This is a genomic window from Abyssogena phaseoliformis symbiont OG214 (assembly GCF_016592595.1).
Lineage (GTDB): Bacteria > Pseudomonadota > Gammaproteobacteria > PS1 > Pseudothioglobaceae > Ruthia.
In genome coordinates, this window is record NZ_AP012977.1 from 796,266 (window position 1) to 820,587 (window position 24,322).

Consider the following 24,322-nt stretch of genomic DNA (forward strand, 5'->3'; position numbering starts at 1 on the left):
TTTGCTTGTTTAGCCAAAAAATACCGCAAAGGTGCTTTATTTTAGAATAATCTCTGAGCAAGAATTTTTAACCAATTACTGGCAAAAAAGCCAGCGCTAATCAAACAGGTGCTGCCTAATTTTATCTTACCCATCACCCTTGATGAATTAGCCGGTCTTTCACTTGAAGAAAAATTTGAATCAAGGCTAATTACTGGCTCAATTGCCAATCAAGAGTGGTCGCTAAGTAATGGCCCATTTTTTGACAATACATTCGCCAATTTGCCAGAACAAGACTAGACACTATTAATTCAAGGGGTTGATAGACACATTGATGAAGTGTACCAACTCATCAAGCAATTCGATTTTATACCACGTTGGCGATTTGACGATATCCTATGCCACTTTAGGTGGCAGTGTCGGTCCACACATGAATTATTACGACGTATTTTTACTACAAAGCAGTGGCCAAACGTCGCTGGTATATTAGCACCAAACATTATGAATTAGACAACTATTTAGCCAACACTCCGCCTTAGGATTATGAGCACCTTTCAACCCGAGCAAACCTTTGATGTCGAGCCAGGAGATATACTCTATATACCACCCAAAGTTGTACATCACGGCATCAGCCTAGACGACAATCCTTTATAAACATTACGCCTTAACATGTCTAATGCTTTTTTATTTTCATCCATCATTAAATAATCTTCATACGTCTTTATACCATTACCGATATCATAATCGGTAATGATGTTGTTTGTAACCAGTCCACAATGATAAGCAGCACTTGAATATTGGTACTCTATTGCTTTTTCTACCGCGCTGGATTGTTTTCAACATAGCGAAAAGCGTGGTAACTGTATTGCTCATCAAGTGGGGATGAGAAAAATCGTCCTTGCCATAAAACACCTTGCCAATTTTTTTGTTTGTTAATGTATTGACTATAACGCATATGCACAGGTTTTAATACTTTTTTGCAATCCTTCTTTTGTTGCTGGCTGAAAAATAAGATGAACATTGTTTGTCATCAAACAATAGGCAAGTATTTTTACTTGATGCTTTAAAGCATACTGTTGTAATAGCTTTAAATAATAGTTTTTGTTAGCATCAGAAAAGAAAACGTTTTCTTTGTGATTGCCTCTTTGAGTAATATGGCGGGAAATGTTGGCAAATACACTGCTGCGGGTTATCTTGGCATAAAGTGTATTTTAACAGGGTTTTGTAATTAAAGGGTAGCACCCCCTTTATTCATCTCATCATTGGTTTATAAATAGTCCAAAAATAAAATACTACTCCTATAAACATAACGCAAAAAATAAAAACAATATAGTCAAACATTAAATTAAAATTTGATGAATCAAAAGCTATAAACATAAAAAGCAATAAGGGTAATAAAAAAATAATAACCTAGGTACAGCCTAAGTTTATTTTTTTATCTTGCATCTTTTATTACCTCCAATTCAAAATCATACTTCCAATCAAGTTTACCTCCAACACTCTCTTTTATAAGAGAGTCCTCCTGTTTCTCCAGTTCCCCATCCTGGATTGTATCCACCCAACTCCGAGTCATGTCATATGAATATTGTGTACCTGTAAGCCCTTCACCAGTACCAAGCCAATTGTGTCCGATACTTTGTGCCAATCCTGTGCTTGCGCCTTTATTTGCACTCTCAAGTGAGCCGCCTGTAATACCACCAACAAAGCCTATTTGTGCACCTTGGGTAATTGCAGTTAGTATTTTACCAGTTGCACCAATAGCACCGTCTATTGAATTTGCCATAGTGCCTACTGTATTAAAAATTGCAGAACCTACCTGCCATACGGTAGAAATAACAGCAGTAACAACTTGCACAACCACTACTGCTGTTGCAACTACTACGTTAAAGATGGCACTAAATAAAGCACCCCCAAATAGCCACTTGGGTCTGTGTATTTAAGTGGATTATTGAGTGCGTACGTATATCTGTTGTAACTCTGTGTGTTGTAAGGCACTTGTATATGTGAATCTGCTGAAAGAAAACGCCCAATCTGCGGGTCATATACCCAACTGTTCATGTGAATCAGCCCCATCTCATCAATGTGCTCATGCCCAGTAAAGCCTCGGTTAGTGAGTGCTAGGATGATGGGCAGGAGTGGGTCAGCTGCGCGCCAGTCTGCCTTTCTCCTTTCGCCAAAGGCGGCCGCGGCTCATTCTTTCCACGACATTGCCTTGGCCATCGGTGATGGTGTCGATGCTGCCTAGGTTGTCATAGGTTTTGGTCTCACTATGGCGTGGTGGTGAGTGGGAATTTGCCGTCTTGGGAATACTCAGTGGTGATACTTCGGGTAGTGATGTCAGTGCCACTGGTGGTGGTTTTGGTGAAGGTCTTTCCACATTGCCTGTGGTGGTCGACTACGTTGCTGTAATCGTCAATGTTGGATTGGCTGGTGGTTGTGGTGGTGAGTAATGCGTTTGAGTTGTAATCAAAAGACTTTGAGAGGCTTTGGGTTAGGTAAGGGGCGTGTATTTTGTTGTTATGGCTGGACTTGTCTTGGTGGGTGTTGGTTTGGCTGTTTAATAGTTGGCGATTGTTATTGGTTTTAATGTATTCTTGAGTGTTACTTATTTGTCCTACATAAGGGTAGTCTTGATTGTATTCGGTGTGGGTGAATTTGTTGGATTGTTCATCGAAAGATTCAATCCAAGTAAAGCCTAGGTTGCTACGACCTTGGAGATTGACCTTTGCGCCACCGTATTTTGGTAGGTGGCGGTGTTTTGTCCACCAATGGCGTTGTTGGTTGCTGTGCTGGAGACCAATAACATGGGCGCATAAATGTTTTTGTTTGGGTGGTATGCTTTTGCCTCTTGTTGGTAGATACCCTCACCCGTTAAAGGCTTGTAATTAATTGTAGTGCTAATGTTAAAGCCGTTATCAATGCTAGTAATTGTTTTTGTCTTATCAAAGGTTGACAAGGATACTGTAACCATACCATCACTTGATTTAATAAAGTCTGCCTTGCCGTCACCATTGACATCGGCATAACCATAGGTGTCATTTTTATAGGTTCTAATCTCATAATTCTTATAAATAACTCTACCACAAGAGCCGAGATGCTTATTAGCATAAAAACTAGAACCATTAGATAAAAACGCCTTTCCTTTAACAATCATATCACTCAGCCCATCGCCATTGACATCGACAAACTCAAGTAAGTAGCTATATCTCGCTATTCCATTTGGATAGAAACCCTCAATATCACCCTCATTATATCCAACTAATTCTGATGGCTTGCTACGTCCCCAGCCTCTATATTTATAACTTTGTCTGTAGCATTGACCAGACTTACCATGAACAGGCAGGTCTATTTCATCCCAAGTAAAAACAATTGGACTAAGAGTCTCCTCACCACCGCCCGTCTTTTGTATAATTTCAGTAATCTGACTGGTTTCTGGCTTGCTACTGTATTGATAGTTAGCCTGATAATCCCTAACCAAACTGTTGTTTGCAAAAGTTTGAATATTTCTTAGTCGCTTAGTAGTTTCTATTTTTGAATTTAGTTTTAATATCATCTTCTCTGTCTTCATAAAACAAACCTAACCGAATTATTAGCATAATTAATTCTATTAAGCGTGTATTCGCCATTTGCATTGTCTTCATCATAGACATAGTTAACAGCATTGTTTGTAGCATCTGTGACTCTATTCACTGCCCAGAGTCTAATGGTTGATTTACCTTGGGCTTTAATCTTTGAGTCTTGTGTATTACCATACCCAAAGGTTTACCCCGATTTGGTTTCACTGTCCAGTGGTTACCATTGTATTTAACTTTGCTGAAGTTATTAATCTCAGTGCGGTATTCTGAGTTGGCTTGTCCATTGTTGCCTGATATGACGATGAGCCTTTGCCCATCTAGGCAGCATCTGTCGTTATCGTCATAGTTGAATGCCGCCTTTGATGCCATCAGTAGCAGTGGTCTTTGAACAGCGGTGGATGGGAGATAAGCCACCTAAGCTAAAGCCCATGCCTAGAATGCTGTTACCAGCGTTTGAGTTGTAGTTAATACTGAGTTCTGAGTTCGGGTTGCATGCCTGCAACACCGGGTGGGACAGTGATGGGGATGGTGTAGTTGACAGCGTCTTGGTTAACGCTGAAGCTACCTGCGGTGCTGTCAACTAGGGTGGTTGGTGTCAATGTTTGTGGTTGCGTTTGCTTGGGTTTGGTGTGTGTCAGATTGGGTTGTTTGGGTGAATATAGATGAGGTGTTGTTATTAGGTTGAGTGTCAATGTTGAGGGAGAAGATGATAAGAGCAACAACAAAAACAGCGATACCGAAGGACAGGTAGCGCTAGTTGGTGGGCATGGATGCTCCTAGGTGTTTGAATAAGTTAAAGGAATTCTATCATAAAAATACTACATTTTGTTTTTTATTTTTCTAATCCATAAGATAGAAATTGGTAAAATGCTAAAAACTTCTAACACTTACCAACAAATGAGTAAAAAAATCCAGACCATTCGTGGCATGAACGACTTATTGCCAAAGAATTTTGTGCTTTACATTGATTTTTTTAGTTAATATCCCATTAAAAGAATGCTTTAATAACCAAACTAAGAACGCCAGCTAAAATTAAAGCATTCATAACCTCAAGTCTGACCAAGCGTCTATCACAGCCTGCAATTTCCTCACTGGCTTCTTTGGCTTTTTCTGGTGGTGTGCCAGCAGCAATAAACGCCTCATAAGTGCTAGATAACATCATTGACATATAACTTAACTCCAAAGCCTTGCAAAAACGGGCAGGACAACCGTATCAAACCCATGCTAAAGTTTTAAATCAACTTTAACAGTAATATAATACCACAAAAAATCCAAATTGATATTGACCTAATGCAATAAAATAAAAAAGATAAATAACTTATTTTATTTTTCTAATCCATAAGATAGAAATTGGTAAAATGTTGAAAACTTCTAACACTTACCAACAAATGAGTAAAAAAATCCAGGCCATTCGTGGCATGAACGACTTATTACCCAAAGATTCTGTGCTTTGGCTGTCGTTAGAAAAGACAATATTTAATTTGTTTATTAGTTATGGCTATCAAAATATTCGCACGCCAATTGTTGAGAAAACGGATACTTTTTGTCGTGCGATTGGCAGGGCTACGGACATTGTTGAAAAGGAACTGTATTCGTGGACAGAGTCAAGTGGTGAGTCGTTAAGCTTAAGGCCTGAAGGCACAGCAGGTTGTGTACGTATGATGATTGAGCATAATTTACCTAGAGAAGGGATTCAAAAAGTTTTTTATCAAGGAGCGATGTTTCGGCATGAGCGCCCGCAAAAGGGGCGTTATCGCCAGTTCCACCAAGTGGGGCTTGAAGTGTTTGGTGCAATTGATGCCAAGGTGGATGCTGAACTTATGATGATGACACATGCTTTGTGGCAAGTTTTAGGTTTGAAAAATATTGTATTAGAGATTAATACTTTAGCCTCTAGTGAGGCTAGAGCTGCTTATAAAAAAGTATTGGTTGCGTATTTTAATCAGCACAAAGAGCAGCTTGATGAAGACAGCTTAAGACGATTAAAAACCAATCCCTTGCGCATTTTGGATAGTAAGAATAAAGCAATGTACTCTTTAATTAGCAATGTACCTAAGTTAATGGATTACTTAGACAAAGAATCTGCACAACATTTTGAGCAATTTAAGACTTATTTAGACGCCTTGGATATTGCTTATGTGATTAATACTCGCTTGGTTCGCGGGTTAGATTATTACAACCGCACTGTATTTGAATGGACGACAACTGATTTGGGTGCACAAGGTACGATTTGCGCCGGTGGACGATATGATGGTTTGGTTGAAAAAATGGGTGGTATACTAACACCAGCAGTTGGTTTAGCGATTGGTTTAGAGCGCTTAGTGTTACTGTTAGAGGCGCAAAACCTAATGGCAATCGAGCCTACTTTGTCTATTTACTTAGTTGCACTAGGTGAAAAAGCACAGATTAAATCAATGCAAATAGCCAGCTATTTGCATGATACACTGCCTAATGCAATCATCTATAATGACATCACTCTGGGTAGTTTTAAAAGTCAGTTTAAAAAGGCAGATAAAGCTAAAGCGCATTTTGCATTAATCTTGGGTGAACAAGAATTAAACAACAATCAAGTGAGTATCAAACCCTTAAAAGGCCAAGGAGTGCAACAAACCATGGGTTTAAAAGAAGCGATTAAATATTTTAAGGAAAACACATGAAAAATTTTATTGAACTAGGTAAGACTGAAGAAGAACAGGTTGAGCAAGTTAAACGCTGGATTAAAGAAAATACGCTACAAATTGTAGTTGGTGTTACCTTGGGCTTGGGTGGCATTTGGAGTTTTGATGCTTATAAAAATTATCAACACTCTCAATTGATTGAAGCGCGAAGTATTTACTTAACACTTCGCGCCAATCCTAACGACACGCAAGCCTACGAACAACTAAAAAATAACCGTACAAGTAGTGGCTATCTTGATCAAGCGACATTAATTCTAGCTAAAAATGCAGTGGCTAATAAAAATTATACACAAGCACTTGAATACCTTACTCCCTTGAGTGATGCAAGCAATGTCTCTATTGCCAAAGTTGTTAATATGAGAATAGCCAGTCTACATTTAGAAATGGGTAATTACAAGCAAGCACTTAGTGTGCTAAACACTGCGCCTAATAGTGCATTTGACGGCTTGTATAATCAGCTTAAAGGGGATATTTATTTGGCTGACAAGCAAACTGACAATGCTAAAAAACATTATGAATTAGCTCTAAATCAAATTTTTAAAAATTCTGGATTGCAAAATTTGATTAAAATTAAATTAAGCGATCTTAATTAATCTCCCTATGGGCTCACCTACTATTTGTCTTGTTGGACGTCCTAATGTTGGTAAGTCCACGCTGTTTAACCGCCTAAGCTATTCACGCCAAGCATTGGTGTCTGATTTTGAAGGATTAACTCGCGATCGTCAATATGTAGAAGTGCTTTTAGATGATGATACGCAAACTTTTGCCACAATTATTGACACAGGCGGACTTACCAATAAAGACAATCTAGTTGACAGTGGCATCCAAGATCAAGTGCTGAACGCGCTAGAAGAATCAGACGTTATTTATTTTATGGTTAGTAGCCGAGATGGTGTGATTGGTCTTGATTTAGAAATCGCAGCACGCCTTAGAAAGCTTAAAAAAAATATCATCTTGGTTTGTAATAAGGCTGAGGGCTTAAACCCGACCTTAGCTGCTGAATTTTTTGAGCTTGGACTGGGTGAGCCTATGCTGATTTCAGCCGAACATGGCCAAGGCATTGCTGATTTAATTGACGCCACCCTGCCCCTACTACCTCAAGCCACCATTGATGAAATGGAAGAAGTAGAAGGTATTGCTGTAGCCGTACTTGGCAGACCTAATGTGGGTAAATCAACATTAATTAACCGTATTTTAGGGCAAGAGCGCGTACTGGTGATTGATTTACCAGGCACCACGCGTGATAGTATTTATATCCCTTTTAAACATAAAGGACAAAAATATACACTCATTGACACAGCAGGCATTCGCCGTAAACGCTCGACTCATAAAAAAGTTGAAATATTCTCCATTATTAAAGCCATTGATGCCTTGGCAAAGGCTCATGTTGTTATTCTTGTACTAGATGCCCAAACTGGGGTGACTGAACAAGACGCAACCCTATTAGGTATGATTGCAGATAAAGGTAGAGCGCTACTCATTGTCATTAACAAATGGGACGGTTTGGATGATTATCAAAAGCAAGAAGTTAAGCGCAAATTGGACGTTAAACTTTCTTTTGTAAATTATGCTAGCGTGCATTACATTTCTGCCCTACACGGCTCTGGTGTGGGTAAATTATTTGCAACCATCAATCAGTCTTATCAAAACGCTGGTGGACAATATTCAACCTCAGTATTGAATAAAATTTTAGAAAAGGCCAATCAGGGCCATCAACCACCACCTGTTAAAGGCAGAAGGCTAAAAATTAAATACGTCAATCAAACCGATGTGTTTCCGCCGACATTTACTTTTCATGGCAATCACCTACAAAATGTGCCAAATGCCTATGAGAGTTATTTAAAGAACTTTTTTATTAATGCTTTAAAATTAACCAATACCCCTATCAAAATTGAATACAAAAGTGGTGATAACCCTTTTAAAGATAGAAAAAATGTATTGAATGCTAGACAAATTACCAAAAAACGTCGTTTAATGAAATTTGTTAAAAAGCGCTAAGGTATTCTTAATATCAGCACTGCATTAAAGACCACGCTTGCGCTGCTCTTGCTTGGCTTTTTCTGCCTCAACATAAACGTTACCCAAAGTTTCAAATAGGGATAAAAATCCACCACCCTCGCCCGCTTTAAGGGCTGATGCATCTTGATGAAAAAAACACGGCATTATTCGCCAATAGTATTTATGATCCTTACTTATCTTGCCACTATGATAGTACTGATCAGCTAACTTTGCATAACGTGCTAGGCTTTTACCCTGTCAACGTTAAGTGAATGGTCATGCAATCTGTCTTTTGAATCACTGCCTAATTGCTTGTGCATACGCACCCATATCTCAGCACCTACACTTGGTTTGTAACCTGCTAATTCTGAATAAATCACTGAATATTTATCCGCTTCATCTTCTTGATTGGTGGTGAAACTTGCCTCATAGGCTGCCAACTCATCATCAGAGCGCACTGCCAATTTGCCTTTAAATAACCCTGTGTAAACAAAAACTTTGCCGCCCACCAATGTGAAAGCGTTCCACTGATGATTGTCAATTAGGTGCACTTCCCAAGGTAAATCTGCTCTGTGCGTGACTTTTTTAAGCCGATTAAATACACGCTGAATACGAGAAAAATATTGACTTTGATTATCAATTTTTATCTTCTTTCGCTTTAAATCAGCAAAAATTTCTTTACTTTGTGTATTTGCACGTTTAATCTCTTGCGCTTTAGATTCAAAGTTTATTTCACGTTTTCCTGTCACCAGATCAACAAGGCTAATGGCATTGCTGGCTGACATAAGCCCTTTGTCAATCGTTGATAAGCATGAAGATAATAATAACGCGCAAAATAAAAAGGGCGGTCGGGTCAATATTTTTGTAAACAGATTAGAACAAAATAAGGTCATGCGCTTTATTGGCAGCTTTAATAAAACTTTCAAATAGTGGATGCCCATCACGCGGGTTTGAAGTGAATTCTGGATGGAACTGACAAGCCACAAACCAAGGATGGTCCTTAATTTCGACCATTTCGACTAAAGTACCATCGATAGAACGCCCAGAAACGCTCAAACCCGCTGTTTCCAATTGTTTAATTAATGCATTGTTAACCTCGTAACGGTGGCGGTGGCGCTCAGTAATAACTGACTTAGTATAAATATTTTGTGAATCGGTGCCCTCAACTAAAACGCATTTTTGCCCCCCAAGACGCATTGTACCGCCCAAATCTGAGTCTTTATTCCGAATTTGTTTGTGCCCATCTGCATCTTGCCACTTTGTTATTAAATCAATAACAGGATAAGGTGTGCTTTCATTAAATTCTGTACTATTGGCGCCAGTCATGTTCGCCATATTGCGTGCATATTCAATCACAGCAACCTGCATACCAAGACAAATACCTAAATAAGGCACGTTGTTTTCACGAGCAAATTTAACTGTGGCAATTTTGCCTTCAACGCCACGATTACCAAAACCGCCTGGTACTAAAATTGCACTCATCTCAGATAAACAATCAGTGCCGCTTTTTTCAATTTCTTCAGAATCAAAATAATGGATGTTAACTTTGGTTTGTGTGTGTATGCTGGCGTGGATTAAAGCTTCAGACAAAGACTTGTAAGACTCTGTCAAATCCATGTATTTGCCCACCATGGCAATATCAACACTAGATTTAGGGTGTTGTAATTTCTCAACCACATTATCCCAATCACTCAAATCGGTTGGCTTGCAATTTAGTGATAATTTTTTCACCACCGCATCATCCAAACCTTGCTCATGCAGGGCTCTTGGTACTTTATAAATCGTATCAACATCCAATGAAATAAACACAAAATCTTGAGGAACATTGGTAAATAGTGCAATCTTGGCACGCTCGGCGTCTAGCAATGGATGCTCAGACCGACAAATTAAAATATCGGGCTGAATGCCAATACCTCTGAGTTCTTTAACAGAATGCTGGGTTGGCTTGGTTTTTAACTCGCCTGCGACTTTAATATAAGGCAATAAGGTTAAATGAATAAACAACACATTATCACGACCCAACTCAAAACCCATTTGCCTAATTGCTTCCATGAATGGAAGCGACTCAATATCACCTGCGGTACCACCAATTTCAACCAAAGCAACATCAGCCCCTTGTGCGCCTGCCTGAGTCAAGCGCTTAATTTCATTGGTAATGTGTGGAATGACCTGAACCGTATCGCCCAAATACTCACCGCAACGCTCTCGCTCAATGACATTTTCATACACACGACCTGCGGTAAAATTATTTTTCTTGCCCAATTGAGCGCGAATAAAACGCTCATAATGACCCAAGTCAAGATCCGTTTCAGCGCCATCGTTAGTTACAAAAACCTCACCATGCTGAAATGGGCTCATGGTGCCAGGGTCAACATTAATATAAGGGTCAAGTTTGAGCATGGTAATATTCAAACCACGTGATTCTAAAATTGAAGCTAATGATGCACTTACAATGCCCTTTCCTAAAGAGGAAACCACACCGCCAGTAATAAAAATGTATTTTGTTGGCACAAGAAAAGTAGCAAAGTTGAAAGGGTTATGATACCTAAAAAATGCTTACTTAAATTTTAAATCTTGCCACTCATCTAGATTATTAATATAATATTCATAACTATCACCATCATGGAACTTAAATAATCCATTCCTAGATAAAACAGCAATACCACCCAAAAGTTTTAAATCGCCGTCTTTTAAAATACCTTTAACTTCTTTACTTAATATTCCAATTAAACTGTTGCCTTTATTATTTTGGCAATATTGATAAAGTGCCTCTGCTTTTTCCGTAACACTTTCAGCAATCTGTCCTAATTTTATATCAAAAATACCAATTCTGTCACTCCGTTTAATAACAAAGTCTGGATAAAAAAGCCTTAATTCTCCATATTTGCTTTCATATTGAATTGCCAATGCCTCTCCGTCCGCTGTCTGCGTTTTTATACCACCAATCAACACTCTCTTGACTTTCTAAATAATGTATGAATGTTTTTTCAATGTCAGGTGTGTAGTTCAAATAACACTTATCTAGTGCATATTTTTGTATACCCATATTTAACTCATAATTATCAGAATACGCATGTTCTGGCAAAATAGAAAAAACCAAATCTGTTCTATATTTTTTAACTTTTTTTAACACCTCGTCATTTGGTATTGGCTTGTATTCTTTTAAAGCCTCCTCAATCACTATTTTTAATACACTATCAGTATCTTTTGATAAATCGTTACAAACAATGGCATAAAGTGGTGAATTTTCTTTAATAAACTGCTTTAACCAAACATTCATTGAAGATTTTAATTTACCATATGAGCGGGCAACGTTACCAAACTTACTTTGCTCCTCTTGATTGACAATCTCACGATAAAGTAATAAATCATAAAACTTCTTAATATCGTTATATGAAGATTTATGGTTTAACACATCTGTATTTTTTAACTGATTGATAAAATCATAATAAACCCTAATATTGGCATTAATAATTAAATGATTTTGAATAGAAACAACATCGATCTCTAAACTTTTTTCTTTTAATTTCTGAACACCTCTTCCCAGTATGTCGTTATTATCAATACCAAAATATTGATTGGCAACTTTAACAAAGGTTTGAGTAAAACTATCGCCAATATCATTATAATTAGAACGTGATAAAAATACAGATGGGATTAGAACGTGATAAAAATACAGATGGGATAACAATATTACTCAAACCTGATTTAATATTTGTACGATGAATTTTTGGCTTATTATCGCCATCTTCTCTTGTTGTAATTGACACTTCTTGCTTTGAATATGAAGTATAACAATAACTATGATTTAATAAATTGTTTTCATAATGCTTTGCCCCAGGCATACGCAACACCCTGCCTAATACTTGCACCCTAAACACTGGGCTTTTAATCTCCCTAAGAGAGACTAAAATTTGTGCTCTTGGACAATCCCAACCTGTAGCAACCGCTTGCTTGAAAATTAGAATCTTTTCAAAGGCGCTATTTTTTACAACATTATCTAGATTTTCTTTTTATCACTCAGCCAAACTGCAATTTCATTATCAACAATACCTTTTGTCTTAAGATATTCTTTAGAAAAATCTAATTTACTCTGACCTTCTGTATCTTTTTTCTCTTTTTCGTCATTAGGTAATTGAATTAAAATAAGCGGGTTAATATCTAAACCTAATGCCTTATAAGCTTATTTTATATTGGCTTGTTTTTCTAAGGCTAAATCAATTAACAACTTATCCAAATCTTTATTATTTTCATCTAATGCCTCAACCTCTTCTTTAGGCATTATTTGTACGCTTTCTTTAATTAACCCTTCAGCCACAATATCTTCATGCCTTACACGAACAAAACCAGCACTCGAATCCTCAATCTCGGAAATTAAAGGTAAATATTTAGGTGTTGCAGAGATGTAAATTTTAATTCTAGGATTGATAATACTTTTTCCAAATTAACAAAAAACATCTCATTCTTTTTTAAAAAACCATTATTCAAATCTAGGCAATTTGCCCAAGGAATACCGCTGTTATAATATCTTTCTAGTTTTTCTTTGCTTTGATTGGCTAAATTACCCTTAGATATCCACACAAAACACTTGTCAGCATCAAAACTTGCCTCACCACTCACTCGGCCGTAAAAACTCCGCCATCATAATAGTTTTTCCACTACCTGTTGGAGATTTAAACACCAAAGGAACGCCTCTATTTCCACCCTGCCAAAGTTGATAAAAAGTTGTTTTTAGTTGCTCTACTACTTTATCTTGGAAGTTTTTTAATTGCATTAGACAATTCCTATGCTTTTATAAACTTCTAAGATTGGTTCGGGAATATCCTCAGCAATAATATTACTGTATTCGCTAAATTCATGCTTATATTCGCCTTTAACCCATGAAAATATATACAATTTACAAAGTTTGTTTTTCGTCGCTAAAAATTCAACCAACTCAGACAAACCTACTTTATTTTCACTAAAATAAATGGCTGTTAATTGCTTAAATGATGAAAATATTCAGTCTTTTTTACCTCGTTAAACGTATTTTCTTTGAGTGCTAATATACATCCTATCTGATAAATTAGTTTTATTTTATCTTCATCAGTAATGGCATTGGTTTTTTGCTTTTTAATAAAGTCAGTTTTTAAATATTTTAAACTCCCTCCCAATCCATCAATTTTTTACCTTTTAATGTGGTGTAACCTTACATAGCTCGCTTAATACGCTCATAAGTAACCTACTCACAAATATCATTTTTATTGTTAGTGCAAAGGATAAATTTCCGATTGCCGCCATCTTCTTTATTAAGCTCTAAAACTGCATACCCTGTTGTACCCGAACCTGCAAAAAAATCTAAAATTTTTGAGTTTTTATTTATTGAATATTGAACCAATTTACTAAAAAATAACACTGGTTTTGGATTTTTGAATAATTCTTTATTAAAAATATTTTTTAACTCTTTTGTTTCGGCTTGGTTCATAAAATAATTTTTTAAGGTAAAAAGACTATTTACTATATCAAAAGAGTTTTTTAAGTCTTTTTTATATCTTTTAAAAATGAAGCCAGGTTCATTATTTTTTATGTTTTTTCTTAAACTTTGCCTTCCCATTTTTTATATACTTATCTAAACTATTTCTTGAAAATACCCAATATCTGCCATTTGGTGGTAAATCAATTTTATTCGTAAACGGATTTTTTATTCCAAAATAAGTAGCCTCTCCACCACTTTTTGCACTTGGGTCGCCAGATACCCAATCTCCATTAACATCTCCATCTATATTTTTATAACTTTCAAAATCTTTGTTTTCTCCGTGTAAAAATACTTTTTCTTTATTTTTTGAAAAATAATTAAATTTTCATATTGTAAGTTAAAACCAGCACCTTCGTCTCCAGTCATTGATTTAGTTTTTCTATTCACCTCTCCAATAAAATTTTTCTCTCCAAAAATATCGTCACAAAGCAGTTTTAACTGAGCTTGCTCATTATCATCAATGGAGATAAAAATCACCTCATCATCAGCAAGCAAACCTTTGGCAAGTCTGAGGCGTTTTGCCATAAAACTTAACCATTATAGAATGGCGAAAACTATCCTCTTTGTCTACAAAGCTGTCGATATAGATGACATCGATTTTGTTTTTATGAGTGTAACTTCAAATAGATAGAGCATGATAATTATCGCCTTCAATTAGAATGTGTGATTTTTTAACAGGTAAATCTACCCCCTCGCAATATCCACATTTATATCTGAATATGTCTTATCATTTTGGCTTTTAAAATAGGAAAAAGCGTTTTTTGCTATGATTTCAAACTCCTCTGGCTTTTTCTCCCAAACTAGACCGTACCTCTTACGTGATTTAAGATGTTTAATTTGATGTTCAAGCTCCTCAATCTTTTGTTTCAACTTATTTTCTTGTGTGTTCATTGGTTATCAAGGATTGATAAAACTAAAGTTGCTATAATACCTTAATCCAAAATTAATAATACCCATGCAATACAAACAATTCACCTCTCATTTATTTATTTATTTGAAGCCACACGTTGGCAAACTTGTCTTTACTTCAGTCATGATGATGTTGGCAACAGTGCTTGAGAGCTCGGTGCCAGAAATCACAGGTAGAATTGTTGATGAATTATTTGTAACTGAACATGAATCAAAAACTGCGTTTATTTATGCTTTTGCTTTGTTTGGTATTGTTGTTCTTAGTTCGTTGTTTACGCTTACTTCTACTGCGGTTAGTTCTTGGGTGTCTAATAAAGTGATTATGGATTTACGCGTTACCATGTTTGCTAAATTGTTGAAATTACCTAAGTCGTATTTTGATCAACATCCTACGGGAAAAACATTATCTAAACTCACTTTTGATGTTGAGCAAATTGCAGCCAGTGCCTCAACCATTTGGCTGGATTTTATTAAATCATCAATAACTGTTGTTATCCTAATTGGCTATTTATTTTATAAAAACTGGCAACTGAGTTTAACGCTATTAGTGCTCCTACCACTGGTGTATTTAGCCGTTAAACTCTCCTCTAATCGTATGCGTCGTTCAAGTGTTAATGTGCAGAAATCAATGGGTAATATGACGCACTTACTTAATGAAAATATTTCTGGCAACACCTTGGTTAAAATTTATCACGCCCAATCTCAAATAAGTAAAAAGTTTAACAGCTTGATTAAAAATATCCGTCAACAACGTTTTAAAGTTGATATGACCAGTAGTTCTAATACCGCTTTTGTTAATGTTTTAATTGGACTATCTCTAAGTAGTGTGGTGTATTTTTCCTCTACTTCACTACAAATGAGTGCAGGTGAATTTTTGTCTTTTTTTACGGCAATGGGCATGCTACTTAAACCTGCCAAAAATTTAGTCAATATCAACAAACCTTTGCAAAATGCGATGGCAGCGGGTGAAAGTGTGTTTGGACTTATTAACGAAAAGGAAGAATCTAATGTTGGTACTAAAAAACTAAAAAAACCTAAAGGTGCCATTCAATTTAACGACGTATCATTTGCTTATAACAATAATACGACCGTGCTTAAACGTATCAATCTAGACATTAAACCAGGTGAAACAATTGCATTTGTTGGTGCAACAGGTAGTGGTAAAACCACTATTATTCAATTATTGATGCGCTTTTATTCGCCAAAACAAGGTTCTATCACTATTGATGGTATAGATATTAACCAATTTGAAATTGATTCATTACGCTCAAATATTGCCTTTGTTGATCAAAATATGCAACTATTTAATGACTCTATTAGAGGCAATATTGCCTTGGGACAACTAGACACCATGCCAGATAAACAGATCAAACGTTCAGCAATTGCTGCCAATGCTGATGAATTTATTCAACAACTAGAACATGGATTTGATACGCAAATTGGCGAAAATGGCGCCAAGCTTTCAGGCGGACAACGCCAACGACTTGCTATTGCAAGGGCGATTGCTAAAGACAGCCCTATTTTAATTTTAGACGAAGCCACCTCAGCATTAGACAGTGCTACTGAAAAACAGGTGCAAAACGCAATTCATGAAATGCAAAAAGACAGAACCACTATTGTTATTGCCCATCGATTAAGCACCATTCAAAAGGCCGACCTCATTATCGTACTGCGCCATGGTAGTATCATTGAACAAGGTACTCATCAAAAACTGTTAGACCATCAAGGCGAATATTCCCAATTGTATAAACACCAATTTGAGGATTAATGTTTAATAACAATCATTTTATGCTCAAGCATGTCATGCATAGTGTGGTTAATACCGCCAACACCATAGCCTGAATGTTTGCGTCCTGCAAATGGCGTCCAATCCACCCTAAAGGTGGTGTAATCATTAATCATAACGGCTGAAGCAGATAGCGCTTTTGCACTGTTCATGGCAGTGGTAATATTATCACTAAAGATTGATGCTTGGAACGACACCTCTAAGCTGTTAGCAACTTCAATCGCTTCACTAATATCAAAATAATCATATATGCAGATCACAGGGCCAAATATTTCTTGATTAGAAACTTTAGAATGATTACTAGGATTTAATAGCACAGTTGGTTCATAACTCACCGAATTAATGCGCTTGCCACCTGTGATTAAAGTCGCACCTTCGGCAATGGCTTGATTAACCCACGCTTCAACTCTATCTACCTCTTTAGGTAAAATTAATGGACCTACATCAGTCACTTCATCAATAGCATCACCCACAATCAGTTGACTGGCAACATTTGCAATTTTTTTTGCAATTTCTTTGGCCTTATTTTTAGGCACAAATACACGTTGTACTGAAACGCATACCTGCCCAGCATGGTAAAAACCAGCTTTAACCACGCCTGCAATAAATCCATCCATGTCACTACACTCATCAAAAATAAGTGGGGCAACGCCACCATGCTCTAATGCACAACGCACTCCTGGTGCGAGCTTAGATTTAAGCACCCAGCCTACTTGTGCAGAACCAATAAAACTAAAAAATGCTACTCTTGAATCGGTGACTAATTTTTCTGAGTTCTCCCTATCAGTCAACGCCACTTGCAAATAACCCTCAGGTAAGCCTGCCTTAATTGCCAATTGAGCAAAGCGTAATGCACATAAAGGTGTCACTTCTGCCGGTTTAACAATCACTGGGCATCCTGTTGCAATAGCAGGCACTACTTGATGAATGATTAAATTAAGTGGGTGATTAAAAGCACTCACTGCTACGACCACACCAATTGGCTCCATAACTGTAAAGGCTAGGCGCTGCATACCTGCTTGAGTCAAATCCATTGGAATTTGCTCACCTTTAATATTTCTAATGCCAGCAATGGCAATATGGATACCGTCAATCGCTCTAGTTACTTCTATGCGTGCATCTTTTAAAGGCTTGCCACCTTCATTAGCAATCAATTGTGCAAAACTTTCGTGTTCATCAGTCACCAAATTTGCCAATTTTTGCAAAATTTCAAGTCGTTGATAAGCGGGTAGATATCCTTTTTTATGTAAATTTGATGCCGTATTTAGCATATTCTCAACAGATTGGGCATCATGCATTTCTAACTTTTTTATCACTTGTTCAGTGTAAGCTTGTTTAATTATTAATATTTTTTTAGTCATTTAAAACCTCGCTTAAGTTTTTAGGGAATAAGCGTTTATTTTCACTATAATCAATTGGTGTATCAATAATATGTATACCGCCTTGAGAAAAACATTGTCGAATAAGGGGTACAAGTGCCTGTGCTTCTTCTATACGATAACCTGAGGCACCATAACTATCCGCATATTTTACAAAATCAGGATTGTTGTACTCAAGCCCAAAGTCATCCAAACCTTGGCCTTCCTGCTTCCAACGAATCATGCCGTAAGCCTTATCAGTTACAATCAATACTACCAAATTAAGCTTTAAGCGCATGGCGGTTTCTAGTTCCTGTGAGTTCATCATAAAACCACCATCGCCACATACCGCCATTACTTGACGATTAGGATATATCAACGCACATGCCATTGCCGAAGGGAGTCCTGCACCCATTGTTGCCAAGGCATTATCAAGCAACACTGTATTAGGCATGTAAGTATGATAATGACGAGCAAACCAAAGTTTGTACATGCCGTTATCAAGCGCAATAATAGCGTCTTTATCTAACGCCTTTCTAACATCAGCCACAATTCTTTGCGGTAGCATTGGAAATGAGTCATCTTCATCAAATTCATGAATAATTTTTTTAATTTTTTTTCTTATTGTTAATAAATCAGATACTTGATTGTTTAATTGTCCTGACAACTTTTTCGTTAAAGCAGTAATGCTAGTTGCAATATCTCCCACCATCTCTAATTGCGGAAAATACACCTCATCAACTTGGGCAGAGTTAAAATTAATATGAATCACTTTTTGTCCGTCTTCATGCATAAAAAATGGTGGTTTTTCTACCACGTCATGCCCAACGTTAATAATCAAATCTGCTAAGGAAACTGCGAGGTGCACCACATCCCCATCTGATAATGCAGCAGTGCCTAAAAACAAAGGACTTTCACAACTAACCACACCTTTACCCATTTGTGTATTAAAGAATGGAATGCCTGTTTTTTCGATAAACTTTTGCAATGGTTGAAATAATTTTTTACGATTAGCGCCTGCACCGATAAGCACCAAAGGTCGTTTAGCCGCCTTAATCATTACCACTGCTTCATCTAGTGCTTGCTTGTCTGCATCAGGACGACGAATTTCATGTTTGGTAAATATGTGCCAATTTTTAACTTGCTCGCCTGCCACATCCTCAGGCAATTCTAAGTGCACCGCGCCTGGCCTTTCTTCCTCAGCCAAGCGAAATGCATCACGCACCAAGGAAGGAATCATAACACCATTAACAATTTGCTTACTAGATTTGGTTAATGGTTCCATCATCCGCACAATATCTATAATTTGAAAACGTCCTTGCTTGCTAGAATTAATTGGTTTTTGTCCAGTAATCATCAACATTGGCATAGCGCCAAGTTGTGCATAAGCTGCACAAGTTACTAAATTGGTTGCTCCAGGTCCAAGCGTTGCTAAACACACACCTGTTTTTCCTGTTAACCGCCCATAGGTTGCTGCCATAAAAGCAGCGCCTTGCTCATGACGTGTCAAAATAAGTCGAATATTTGAACGTCGTAGAGAATCTAGAAAATCTAAGTTCTCTTCACCTGGAATGCCAAAAATATACTCAACACCTTCATTTTCAAGTGCTTTTATAAATAAATCAGATGCTTTCATTTTTTTATTTTCCTATTCAGATTGGGAAGGGTAGATTTCATCCATAGCAACAGAACGACCATTGTTTTGAATGATGCGAACATGGGACCTATTAAGTTCTCGCGGCTCTCTCACGCCACAAGAATAAGCAATAATCTCCACTGCATGGGTTATATTACGAATATAATTAGCCACCTTTAATGCTTTGTTTTCTGGATTTAACCTTTTTTTCAAACGCTTACTATGAGTAGTAATACCAGTGGGGCAAGTATTTTTATTACACTTTAACGCTTGAATACCGCCCAATGAAAACATAAATCCACGCACTGAAACAACAAAGTCAGTACCTGCACACAATGCCCATGCCACACTAGCTGGTGTAATTAACTTGCCAGAAGTGATGACCTTCACACGCTGTTTTAAATTGTATTGATTGAGTTTATCCACTAAAAATAGCAAGGTTTCTTTAATGGGAAGTCCGACATTATCAAGTAACGACATGGGTGCTGCGTCTGTGCCGCCATCACCACTATCAAGGGTAATAAAATCAGGCGCACAAGCTTCGCCTCGCTTGTTAATTTCTTTAAAAAAATCATCTATCCATGCTGTTACACTAATTACAGACTTAAATCCAGTAGGCTTTCCTGTTACCTCACACACATGATTAATCATATTGAGCAAATCATTAATTGAAGTAATCTCTACATGTCGATTGGGCGAAATAGAATCTTCACCCATACTAATGCCACGAATTTCAGCAATTTGCTTGGTTACTTTTTCCTTTGGAGGAATGTCGCCCTTACCTGGTTTGGCGCCTTGACTCATCTTAATTTCAAATATTTTCACTTGATCGTGCGCGGGGCAATCTCAAGCAATTTTTCATCGCTTAGTTTGCCTTTTTCGTCACGCACGCCATATTTGGCCGTACCAATTTGAAAAACAATATCTGCACCGCCTTCTAAATGATAAGGCGATAAACCACCTTCGCCTGTATTATACCAACAATTTTCCATTCTTACGCCATTTGACAGCGCCAATACCGTAAGCCTCGAAATGGCGCCAAAACTCATACCTGATATATTAAAAACTGGTTTTGCCTGATAAGGTTGTTTACAAAAATCCCTTCCAATAGTAACAGGGCGTGTCTCTACAGCATCTTCATCCAAAGTAGGAAGACAATTAGCAAAAAGTACCGTACCAACAGAATTGAGATTTTTAGTTGAACTGAATACAACCGTGGCATTGTTGTTATTTGCTGCTTTATGCACCCAATCTCTCTCTGCACGATTAAAGGGCATTTCCTCTCTCTATCCATGGCAAAAAAATACTAACGAAAAAACTCACCTAAACTTAAGAAAATAGAACGAAAATGCCCAACAACTAGATAATTTCGTAAAATTGCACTTTTTGCTTTGGTTGTTATCAATAACAACCAAAGCAACCAAACCTATAACAAAAATAAATAACGTGGAAAGTATTTCTAAAATAGGCGTAACTGTCCTAACAGCCTCCATCATTTCCATTTTCATTGACAACTCCTTTTTATTAACAACACTTCTTACAAATTAAACGATCCAATGACAATTTCCCCTGCCCATAAACAACCGTCAATAGCAACATAATACCCCAAAGCTTATGATCATAAAACCCACCTTCCCACAAAATAGGGTAAGACACCACTACAATAGTATTAAATAAACTGCTAACTCCCAAGAAATAAAGGGTACGCTGTATTCTGATTCAAATAAATATAAAGTTGGATCCCAAGCGTTAAGTTTAATCCAACCAGCACGAAAAAAAGCATCTGCAACATAAAGACGTACAAATAATTTAAGAAAATCGTTGCTAAATATATAAATTAGGTAATTCCCCCTAGTGTTAAAAAATCTGACTGACTTATTTTACTAACCACGACTTCTAAATTTCTCTTGGCTATTAAAACATACTGTGCTTGTTCTGTAAGGTTTAAATCTTCGCTGCTTTCATTTAATTGCCAAATATCTATAATAGGATAAATAGAATGTATTAAAAATTGTGCATTGTCACTATGGTAGCACTATTCATAATATCTTTCAAAATAAACAATATCAATTAAATATGGATAGGGCTTACAAGGCTTAAAACCTTTTAAAAATTGAGCAAAAAAATGACCGTAATTTTGCAAATAACCAGCACTAAGCGGATGTTCACTAATGTAATTTTTTGCTAATAATGTGAAAAAACCTTCACCTACTAGACGCAATATACAACTATAGCTTGATTTAAGTGTACCAATTAAACTTAAGATATAGTGGTTGCGATAAATCTGAATCAACTCAGCAGCACTAAAATTACCTTGTGAAAAATAATCACCTTGTACTTGGTCATTAATAACATCATTAGAGAAAGTAGTTTGAATGGTTTTAAGCATTGAGTATTTTTTGCGCTTCGCCCAACAAAACTGATAAAGCTGGAATGTTATTATTCCACTCATTTATATCCGATTCACTAAATTGTAAATAAAAAGATGGATTTTCAATTAGTATTTGCCTGCCTAAATAATCTTGAGCTTGCTTAACCTTGTCAGCAAAATGATTCAGGCTTTCTTTTGTATAAGGCATTGGCAATAAATCATTAAAATATTGACCATTAACACTACCCCAACTCAAATGCTCAGAAAATAGTTTTGGCTTATATCTATTAATAGCGCGTTTAAGCTGCTTTAAATGATTCTAGTTCAACTTATCAGATGAACCTAAAATGACCCAACACCGTGCAAGCTTAGTGGCTAATATCGCGTTACCTCATCCAGCTGATAAGCATGCTGACCTTCAGAGAAAAAATTCTCGGTATGCACCTCTAATCAGGCAATATCTGGTTTTTCATCAACAAATTGCGCCAAGTATTGGTGTCTTAATCCTATACCAACACTGTTGGATGCTATTATCAAAACTGCCACCAAGGTTTTTTTAGTTTTGTGAGCGCTTTAGCGGTACTTAATCCTTTGCTAATCCAGCCATTATTAATACTGCCACCCAATTCAAAGATGTGTCTATAATCTGTTTTGGCATCTAAAAACCTGCCAATAATCTTAGTACGATTGGCGTGAACACAAACCAAAATAAATGGCGTATCTTTAGTTTTAACAAGACTAGACAAACTCCTTAGCCACTTTTTCGCGTTGTAATTATCCTTATTGTCAAAAAATGTTAACTTATGCGCAATGGGCATAATGCCATATTTGTCAACTTCATTTTGTCTTCGAACATCAATAATTACAACGCCTTGGGCTATTTTCTCTTGCACCTACTTAGTTGAAGCGTCGTAAAGTCAGAAAAAGCTTCTAATGACAACAAGCATATTAGAGTCAATATTCTCATGGCTTATTTTTTACAACTTGAACATCCAAACACGGGATAAAGCGGACACCAGCCCATTGATCCCGTTAGCAGTGGAATAATACCAATCCAAGCCCATAAAGCACCACTATAAAGTGCATAAATAATTAATGCAATACCAGCTATTATTCTTAAAATTTTGTCGATGCTGCCTACGTTTTGTTTCATCTTATTTCTCCAAAAAACCTAAGAGGAAGTCAGGCTACCATTCACCAATTTTTCACATAAGCCTTTAGATAGTGTAATAAAAGCATCAGTTTATCCATCAGATTTTGAAGTTCCTGCACAAGATGAAGCCTTGGTAGCACAGGCATTTTGCCCTGCCTTAACAATACCATAACATTTCTCTTTGGATGCAGCACTAGCCTTTATTGTAACAAAGTTAGAGCCCAATAAAGTTAAGCCTGCCAGAGCTAGTGTTTTTATTTTGTTCATTGTTTTTTCCTTATAAAGTTAATAAAAATCATTGAATTTAATCAATCACGCTATACTTATACGGCATACATCACTGGTCAGTTTCAAATATGAAGAAAAACATTAATGATTATTTTAAGCAACTTCAACAAAATAAAAATCAAAAAACCTTTTAAAAAATATATGAGCTTTCAAACGTGCAACTTTTTGCCGTTATTCTTTGTATATTAAAGAAACGGGAATTAAGTGAGGATTGCTTGTAGGAAGTATATGTAAAAATTTGGCATCCGGACGAACAGTTACTTTGAAAACAAAGCCAGTGAGTGTAATGACTTAGATGTCAACTATTGCCAGAAACCATGCAATTGACTTTCTACGTAAACGTTAATTACCCATTCAAGATGATATTGAATTACATGCCATTAGTAATGAGCAGTTGGATTTTTTAAGTGAACCTAAACAAGAACAAGCTCATCAACAGCTAACCCAGTACCTAAAACAACTCAAACTAGAAATTATGAACGTTTTACTAATATCTTACTTCAATGGTCTAACTTATGAAAACATTGCAAAAACACTAAATTCACCTATTAGACTAAAGTATTAAGTTCTTTAATAGTTGGCATTCTCCAATCAGAATACCCTGCAAAATTAGCACTTAAATTGTTGGTAGAACGCCATGTATGCTCTTTAATATCACCTATACAAGTGCCGCCATCCCACCTCTTGCCCATTGTGAACAACGCATCAACATTAATCCTGTTGTGGCATCTGTTACTGTGCCGTTACAATTATCTCTATACTTGCCAATATTAACACTGCCTTGTTGTTCGCATTTTTGTATATTTTATTTTTTCTGCCTCTCCAGTTGATCATTTCTTTTTTCCTTTGTTGCTTTAACTTATTACCTAAATTGATTACTAGCCAACATAGAAAAACGCATTAACACTCATTCTTCTTTCTAATTCGCTTAACTCTTTTAATAATTTATTCGCCCTTTGATTATAAAAATAACTAAAATCTTGTTTTATGGGCTCGTAATTTTTTAACAAATTACACATACAAATTAAGTCACCCTTATCCTTTTGGCCCCCGAGTATTCTTAAAAAAAATTTCTA

Annotated in this window: 33 protein-coding genes and 4 pseudogenes; 8 read left to right on the forward strand and 29 right to left on the reverse strand. The window is 36.6% G+C overall.

The features are described 5' to 3' along the window. Positions 1-108: 108 nt before the first annotated feature. From CVPH_RS11010 to CVPH_RS11215, 3 genes are read left to right on the forward strand one after another with little or no spacing between them, the layout of a single operon-like run. Positions 109-279: a hypothetical protein gene (locus CVPH_RS11010; protein ID WP_342590423.1), complete on the forward strand. Its 171-nt coding sequence runs from the start codon at positions 109-111 to the stop codon at positions 277-279. A gap of 34 nt (positions 280-313) precedes the next feature. Continuing rightward, positions 314-469, forward strand: a complete 156-nt coding sequence (locus CVPH_RS11210) for a JmjC domain-containing protein (RefSeq protein ID WP_425353103.1) — start codon at positions 314-316, stop codon at positions 467-469. Positions 470-522: 53 nt separating this feature from the next. Then, on the forward strand, positions 523-633 hold the full coding sequence (locus CVPH_RS11215; RefSeq protein ID WP_201340670.1) for a JmjC domain-containing protein: 111 nt from the start codon (positions 523-525) through the stop codon (positions 631-633). Positions 634-796: 163 nt separating this feature from the next. Here CVPH_RS11215 and CVPH_RS10475 read toward each other — a convergent pair whose 3' ends face one another. The 4 genes and pseudogenes from CVPH_RS10475 to CVPH_RS05100 all read right to left on the reverse strand — a co-directional run. Then, positions 797-1,000 (reverse strand): transposase, encoded by a 204-nt coding sequence (locus CVPH_RS10475; protein ID WP_201340671.1) that lies wholly within the window; start codon positions 998-1,000, stop codon positions 797-799. Continuing rightward, positions 924-1,172, reverse strand: coding sequence for a transposase (locus CVPH_RS11220; RefSeq protein WP_201342409.1), 249 nt, complete (start codon positions 1,170-1,172; stop codon positions 924-926). The genes CVPH_RS10475 and CVPH_RS11220 overlap by 77 nt, the downstream gene beginning before the upstream one ends. 242 nt (positions 1,173-1,414) lie before the next feature. Continuing rightward, a complete protein-coding gene (locus CVPH_RS05095) occupies positions 1,415-1,840 on the reverse strand; it encodes a hypothetical protein (protein ID WP_201340672.1) in 426 nt (141 codons plus the stop codon). A gap of 17 nt (positions 1,841-1,857) precedes the next feature. Beyond that, positions 1,858-2,148, reverse strand: a pseudogene (locus CVPH_RS05100) (RHS repeat-associated core domain-containing protein); the annotation flags it as partial. An 89-nt stretch (positions 2,149-2,237) separates the two neighbouring features. Between CVPH_RS05100 and CVPH_RS05105 the strand changes: the two are divergent. Next, entirely contained in the window at positions 2,238-2,429 is a 192-nt protein-coding gene (locus CVPH_RS05105) for a hypothetical protein (protein WP_201340673.1), read from the forward strand. Positions 2,430-2,674: 245 nt separating this feature from the next. Here CVPH_RS05105 and CVPH_RS05110 read toward each other — a convergent pair whose 3' ends face one another. From CVPH_RS05110 to CVPH_RS05120, 4 genes are all read right to left on the reverse strand, one after another. After that, positions 2,675-3,547 carry a toxin TcdB middle/N-terminal domain-containing protein gene (locus tag CVPH_RS05110; protein ID WP_225879642.1) on the reverse strand — a complete coding sequence of 291 codons (873 nt, stop codon included), beginning with the start codon at positions 3,545-3,547 and terminating at the stop codon, positions 2,675-2,677. Further along, positions 3,544-3,669, reverse strand: coding sequence for a hypothetical protein (locus tag CVPH_RS10750; RefSeq protein WP_281064617.1), 126 nt, complete (start codon positions 3,667-3,669; stop codon positions 3,544-3,546). The genes CVPH_RS05110 and CVPH_RS10750 overlap by 4 nt, the downstream gene beginning before the upstream one ends. Positions 3,670-3,894: 225 nt before the next feature. Continuing rightward, a complete protein-coding gene (locus CVPH_RS05115) occupies positions 3,895-4,059 on the reverse strand; it encodes a hypothetical protein (RefSeq protein WP_201340675.1) in 165 nt (54 codons plus the stop codon). A 483-nt stretch (positions 4,060-4,542) separates the two neighbouring features. After that, positions 4,543-4,722, reverse strand: coding sequence for an integrase (locus CVPH_RS05120; protein ID WP_225879643.1), 180 nt, complete (start codon positions 4,720-4,722; stop codon positions 4,543-4,545). Between the two features lie 220 nt (positions 4,723-4,942). Here CVPH_RS05120 and hisS point away from each other — a divergent pair, with 220 nt between their 5' ends. Genes hisS through der form a run of 3 tightly spaced genes read left to right on the forward strand, consistent with a single transcriptional unit; the run spans position 4,943 to position 8,230 of the window. Then, a complete protein-coding gene (gene hisS, locus CVPH_RS05125; RefSeq protein ID WP_201342431.1) occupies positions 4,943-6,211 on the forward strand; it encodes a histidine--tRNA ligase in 1,269 nt (422 codons plus the stop codon). After that, on the forward strand, positions 6,208-6,825 hold the full coding sequence (locus CVPH_RS05130; RefSeq protein ID WP_201340677.1) for a YfgM family protein: 618 nt from the start codon (positions 6,208-6,210) through the stop codon (positions 6,823-6,825). The genes hisS and CVPH_RS05130 overlap by 4 nt, the downstream gene beginning before the upstream one ends. 7 nt (positions 6,826-6,832) lie before the next feature. Then, a complete protein-coding gene (gene der / locus CVPH_RS05135; RefSeq protein WP_201340678.1) occupies positions 6,833-8,230 on the forward strand; it encodes a ribosome biogenesis GTPase Der in 1,398 nt (465 codons plus the stop codon). Between the two features lie 24 nt (positions 8,231-8,254). Here der and CVPH_RS05140 read toward each other — a convergent pair whose 3' ends face one another. The 12 genes from CVPH_RS05140 to CVPH_RS05190 all read right to left on the reverse strand — a co-directional run bounded on the left by CVPH_RS05140 (position 8,255) and on the right by CVPH_RS05190 (position 14,636). Next, positions 8,255-8,395, reverse strand: coding sequence for a hypothetical protein (locus CVPH_RS05140; protein WP_201340679.1), 141 nt, complete (start codon positions 8,393-8,395; stop codon positions 8,255-8,257). A 77-nt stretch (positions 8,396-8,472) separates the two neighbouring features. Continuing rightward, on the reverse strand, positions 8,473-9,015 hold the full coding sequence (locus CVPH_RS05145; RefSeq protein WP_201340680.1) for a M48 family metallopeptidase: 543 nt from the start codon (positions 9,013-9,015) through the stop codon (positions 8,473-8,475). Between the two features lie 88 nt (positions 9,016-9,103). After that, a complete protein-coding gene (pyrG, locus tag CVPH_RS05150; RefSeq protein ID WP_201340681.1) occupies positions 9,104-10,741 on the reverse strand; it encodes a CTP synthase in 1,638 nt (545 codons plus the stop codon). A gap of 45 nt (positions 10,742-10,786) precedes the next feature. After that, on the reverse strand, positions 10,787-11,137 hold the full coding sequence (locus tag CVPH_RS05155) for a hypothetical protein (protein WP_201340682.1): 351 nt from the start codon (positions 11,135-11,137) through the stop codon (positions 10,787-10,789). Continuing rightward, entirely contained in the window at positions 11,121-11,921 is an 801-nt protein-coding gene (locus CVPH_RS05160; RefSeq protein ID WP_201340683.1) for a hypothetical protein, read from the reverse strand. The genes CVPH_RS05155 and CVPH_RS05160 overlap by 17 nt, the downstream gene beginning before the upstream one ends. 492 nt (positions 11,922-12,413) lie before the next feature. After that, the gene (locus tag CVPH_RS10755) at positions 12,414-12,548 is read right to left on the reverse strand and encodes a hypothetical protein (protein WP_281064618.1); all 135 of its coding nucleotides are present in this window, start codon (positions 12,546-12,548) and stop codon (positions 12,414-12,416) included. A 56-nt stretch (positions 12,549-12,604) separates the two neighbouring features. Then, the gene (locus CVPH_RS05165) at positions 12,605-12,850 is read right to left on the reverse strand and encodes a hypothetical protein (RefSeq protein WP_201340684.1); all 246 of its coding nucleotides are present in this window, start codon (positions 12,848-12,850) and stop codon (positions 12,605-12,607) included. Continuing rightward, entirely contained in the window at positions 12,840-13,004 is a 165-nt protein-coding gene (locus CVPH_RS05170) for a DEAD/DEAH box helicase family protein (RefSeq protein ID WP_201340685.1), read from the reverse strand. The genes CVPH_RS05165 and CVPH_RS05170 overlap by 11 nt, the downstream gene beginning before the upstream one ends. 202 nt (positions 13,005-13,206) lie before the next feature. Next, positions 13,207-13,383, reverse strand: a complete 177-nt coding sequence (locus CVPH_RS05175; protein ID WP_201340686.1) for a hypothetical protein — start codon at positions 13,381-13,383, stop codon at positions 13,207-13,209. A gap of 68 nt (positions 13,384-13,451) precedes the next feature. Then, positions 13,452-13,823 carry a DNA methyltransferase gene (locus CVPH_RS05180; protein WP_201340687.1) on the reverse strand — a complete coding sequence of 124 codons (372 nt, stop codon included), beginning with the start codon at positions 13,821-13,823 and terminating at the stop codon, positions 13,452-13,454. 165 nt (positions 13,824-13,988) lie between these two features. Further along, the gene (locus CVPH_RS05185) at positions 13,989-14,270 is read right to left on the reverse strand and encodes a DNA methyltransferase (RefSeq protein ID WP_201340688.1); all 282 of its coding nucleotides are present in this window, start codon (positions 14,268-14,270) and stop codon (positions 13,989-13,991) included. A gap of 159 nt (positions 14,271-14,429) precedes the next feature. Then, entirely contained in the window at positions 14,430-14,636 is a 207-nt protein-coding gene (locus CVPH_RS05190) for a hypothetical protein (protein WP_201340689.1), read from the reverse strand. Positions 14,637-14,700: 64 nt separating this feature from the next. Here CVPH_RS05190 and msbA point away from each other — a divergent pair, with 64 nt between their 5' ends. Next, positions 14,701-16,422, forward strand: coding sequence for a lipid A export permease/ATP-binding protein MsbA (gene msbA / locus CVPH_RS05195; RefSeq protein WP_201340690.1), 1,722 nt, complete (start codon positions 14,701-14,703; stop codon positions 16,420-16,422). Here the strand turns inward: msbA and CVPH_RS05200 are convergent. The 9 genes and pseudogenes from CVPH_RS05200 to CVPH_RS05240 all read right to left on the reverse strand — a co-directional run bounded on the left by CVPH_RS05200 (position 16,419) and on the right by CVPH_RS05240 (position 23,938). Beyond that, on the reverse strand, positions 16,419-17,801 hold the full coding sequence (locus CVPH_RS05200; protein ID WP_201340691.1) for an aldehyde dehydrogenase family protein: 1,383 nt from the start codon (positions 17,799-17,801) through the stop codon (positions 16,419-16,421). The genes msbA and CVPH_RS05200 overlap by 4 nt on opposite strands. After that, positions 17,794-19,434 carry an acetolactate synthase large subunit gene (locus CVPH_RS05205; RefSeq protein WP_201340692.1) on the reverse strand — a complete coding sequence of 547 codons (1,641 nt, stop codon included), beginning with the start codon at positions 19,432-19,434 and terminating at the stop codon, positions 17,794-17,796. Before CVPH_RS05205 ends, CVPH_RS05200 begins: the two co-directional genes overlap by 8 nt. A gap of 12 nt (positions 19,435-19,446) precedes the next feature. After that, positions 19,447-20,930, reverse strand: a pseudogene (locus CVPH_RS05210) (FMN-binding glutamate synthase family protein). Positions 20,931-21,469: 539 nt separating this feature from the next. Further along, on the reverse strand, positions 21,470-21,823 hold the full coding sequence (locus CVPH_RS05215; protein WP_201340693.1) for an HvfC/BufC N-terminal domain-containing protein: 354 nt from the start codon (positions 21,821-21,823) through the stop codon (positions 21,470-21,472). Beyond that, positions 21,816-22,112, reverse strand: a pseudogene (locus tag CVPH_RS05220) (multinuclear nonheme iron-dependent oxidase); the annotation flags it as partial. The pseudogene CVPH_RS05220 and the gene CVPH_RS05215, both read right to left, overlap by 8 nt. 226 nt (positions 22,113-22,338) lie before the next feature. After that, positions 22,339-22,698: a rhodanese-like domain-containing protein gene (locus CVPH_RS05225; protein ID WP_201340694.1), complete on the reverse strand. Its 360-nt coding sequence runs from the start codon at positions 22,696-22,698 to the stop codon at positions 22,339-22,341. Positions 22,699-22,775: 77 nt separating this feature from the next. Next, positions 22,776-22,958 (reverse strand): YgaP family membrane protein, encoded by a 183-nt coding sequence (locus CVPH_RS05230; RefSeq protein ID WP_201340695.1) that lies wholly within the window; start codon positions 22,956-22,958, stop codon positions 22,776-22,778. A gap of 18 nt (positions 22,959-22,976) precedes the next feature. After that, a pseudogene (bufA1, locus tag CVPH_RS05235) lies at positions 22,977-23,225 on the reverse strand (BufA1 family periplasmic bufferin-type metallophore). Positions 23,226-23,794: 569 nt separating this feature from the next. Continuing rightward, positions 23,795-23,938 carry a DUF1566 domain-containing protein gene (locus CVPH_RS05240; RefSeq protein WP_201340697.1) on the reverse strand — a complete coding sequence of 48 codons (144 nt, stop codon included), beginning with the start codon at positions 23,936-23,938 and terminating at the stop codon, positions 23,795-23,797. Positions 23,939-24,322 lie beyond the last annotated feature (384 nt).

Excerpts from the sequence above, each read along its gene's own strand:
- CVPH_RS10475 (WP_201340671.1), bottom strand. The coding sequence starts at position 1,000 with ATGTTCATCTTATTTTTCAGCCAGCAACAAAAGAAGGATTGCAAAAAA.
- CVPH_RS05190 (WP_201340689.1), bottom strand. The coding sequence starts at position 14,636 with ATGAACACACAAGAAAATAAGTTGAAACAAAAGATTGAGGAGCTTGAA.
- der (WP_201340678.1), top strand. The coding sequence starts at position 6,833 with ATGGGCTCACCTACTATTTGTCTTGTTGGACGTCCTAATGTTGGTAAG.
- CVPH_RS05185 (WP_201340688.1), bottom strand. The coding sequence starts at position 14,270 with ATGGCAAAACGCCTCAGACTTGCCAAAGGTTTGCTTGCTGATGATGAG.
- CVPH_RS05240 (WP_201340697.1), bottom strand. The coding sequence starts at position 23,938 with ATGGGCAAGAGGTGGGATGGCGGCACTTGTATAGGTGATATTAAAGAG.
- CVPH_RS05200 (WP_201340691.1), bottom strand. The coding sequence starts at position 17,801 with ATGACTAAAAAAATATTAATAATTAAACAAGCTTACACTGAACAAGTG.
- hisS (WP_201342431.1), top strand. The coding sequence starts at position 4,943 with ATGAGTAAAAAAATCCAGGCCATTCGTGGCATGAACGACTTATTACCC.
- CVPH_RS11215 (WP_201340670.1), top strand. The coding sequence starts at position 523 with ATGAGCACCTTTCAACCCGAGCAAACCTTTGATGTCGAGCCAGGAGAT.
- CVPH_RS05215 (WP_201340693.1), bottom strand. The coding sequence starts at position 21,823 with ATGCTTAAAACCATTCAAACTACTTTCTCTAATGATGTTATTAATGAC.
- CVPH_RS05170 (WP_201340685.1), bottom strand. The coding sequence starts at position 13,004 with ATGCAATTAAAAAACTTCCAAGATAAAGTAGTAGAGCAACTAAAAACA.
- CVPH_RS05205 (WP_201340692.1), bottom strand. The coding sequence starts at position 19,434 with ATGAAAGCATCTGATTTATTTATAAAAGCACTTGAAAATGAAGGTGTT.
- CVPH_RS05140 (WP_201340679.1), bottom strand. The coding sequence starts at position 8,395 with ATGCCGTGTTTTTTTCATCAAGATGCATCAGCCCTTAAAGCGGGCGAG.
- CVPH_RS05130 (WP_201340677.1), top strand. The coding sequence starts at position 6,208 with ATGAAAAATTTTATTGAACTAGGTAAGACTGAAGAAGAACAGGTTGAG.
- CVPH_RS05230 (WP_201340695.1), bottom strand. The coding sequence starts at position 22,958 with ATGAAACAAAACGTAGGCAGCATCGACAAAATTTTAAGAATAATAGCT.
- CVPH_RS05120 (WP_225879643.1), bottom strand. The coding sequence starts at position 4,722 with ATGTCAATGATGTTATCTAGCACTTATGAGGCGTTTATTGCTGCTGGC.
- CVPH_RS05145 (WP_201340680.1), bottom strand. The coding sequence starts at position 9,015 with ATGTCAGCCAGCAATGCCATTAGCCTTGTTGATCTGGTGACAGGAAAA.
- CVPH_RS05110 (WP_225879642.1), bottom strand. The coding sequence starts at position 3,547 with ATGAAGACAGAGAAGATGATATTAAAACTAAATTCAAAAATAGAAACT.
- CVPH_RS05180 (WP_201340687.1), bottom strand. The coding sequence starts at position 13,823 with ATGGGAAGGCAAAGTTTAAGAAAAAACATAAAAAATAATGAACCTGGC.
- msbA (WP_201340690.1), top strand. The coding sequence starts at position 14,701 with ATGCAATACAAACAATTCACCTCTCATTTATTTATTTATTTGAAGCCA.
- CVPH_RS11210 (WP_425353103.1), top strand. The coding sequence starts at position 314 with ATGAAGTGTACCAACTCATCAAGCAATTCGATTTTATACCACGTTGGC.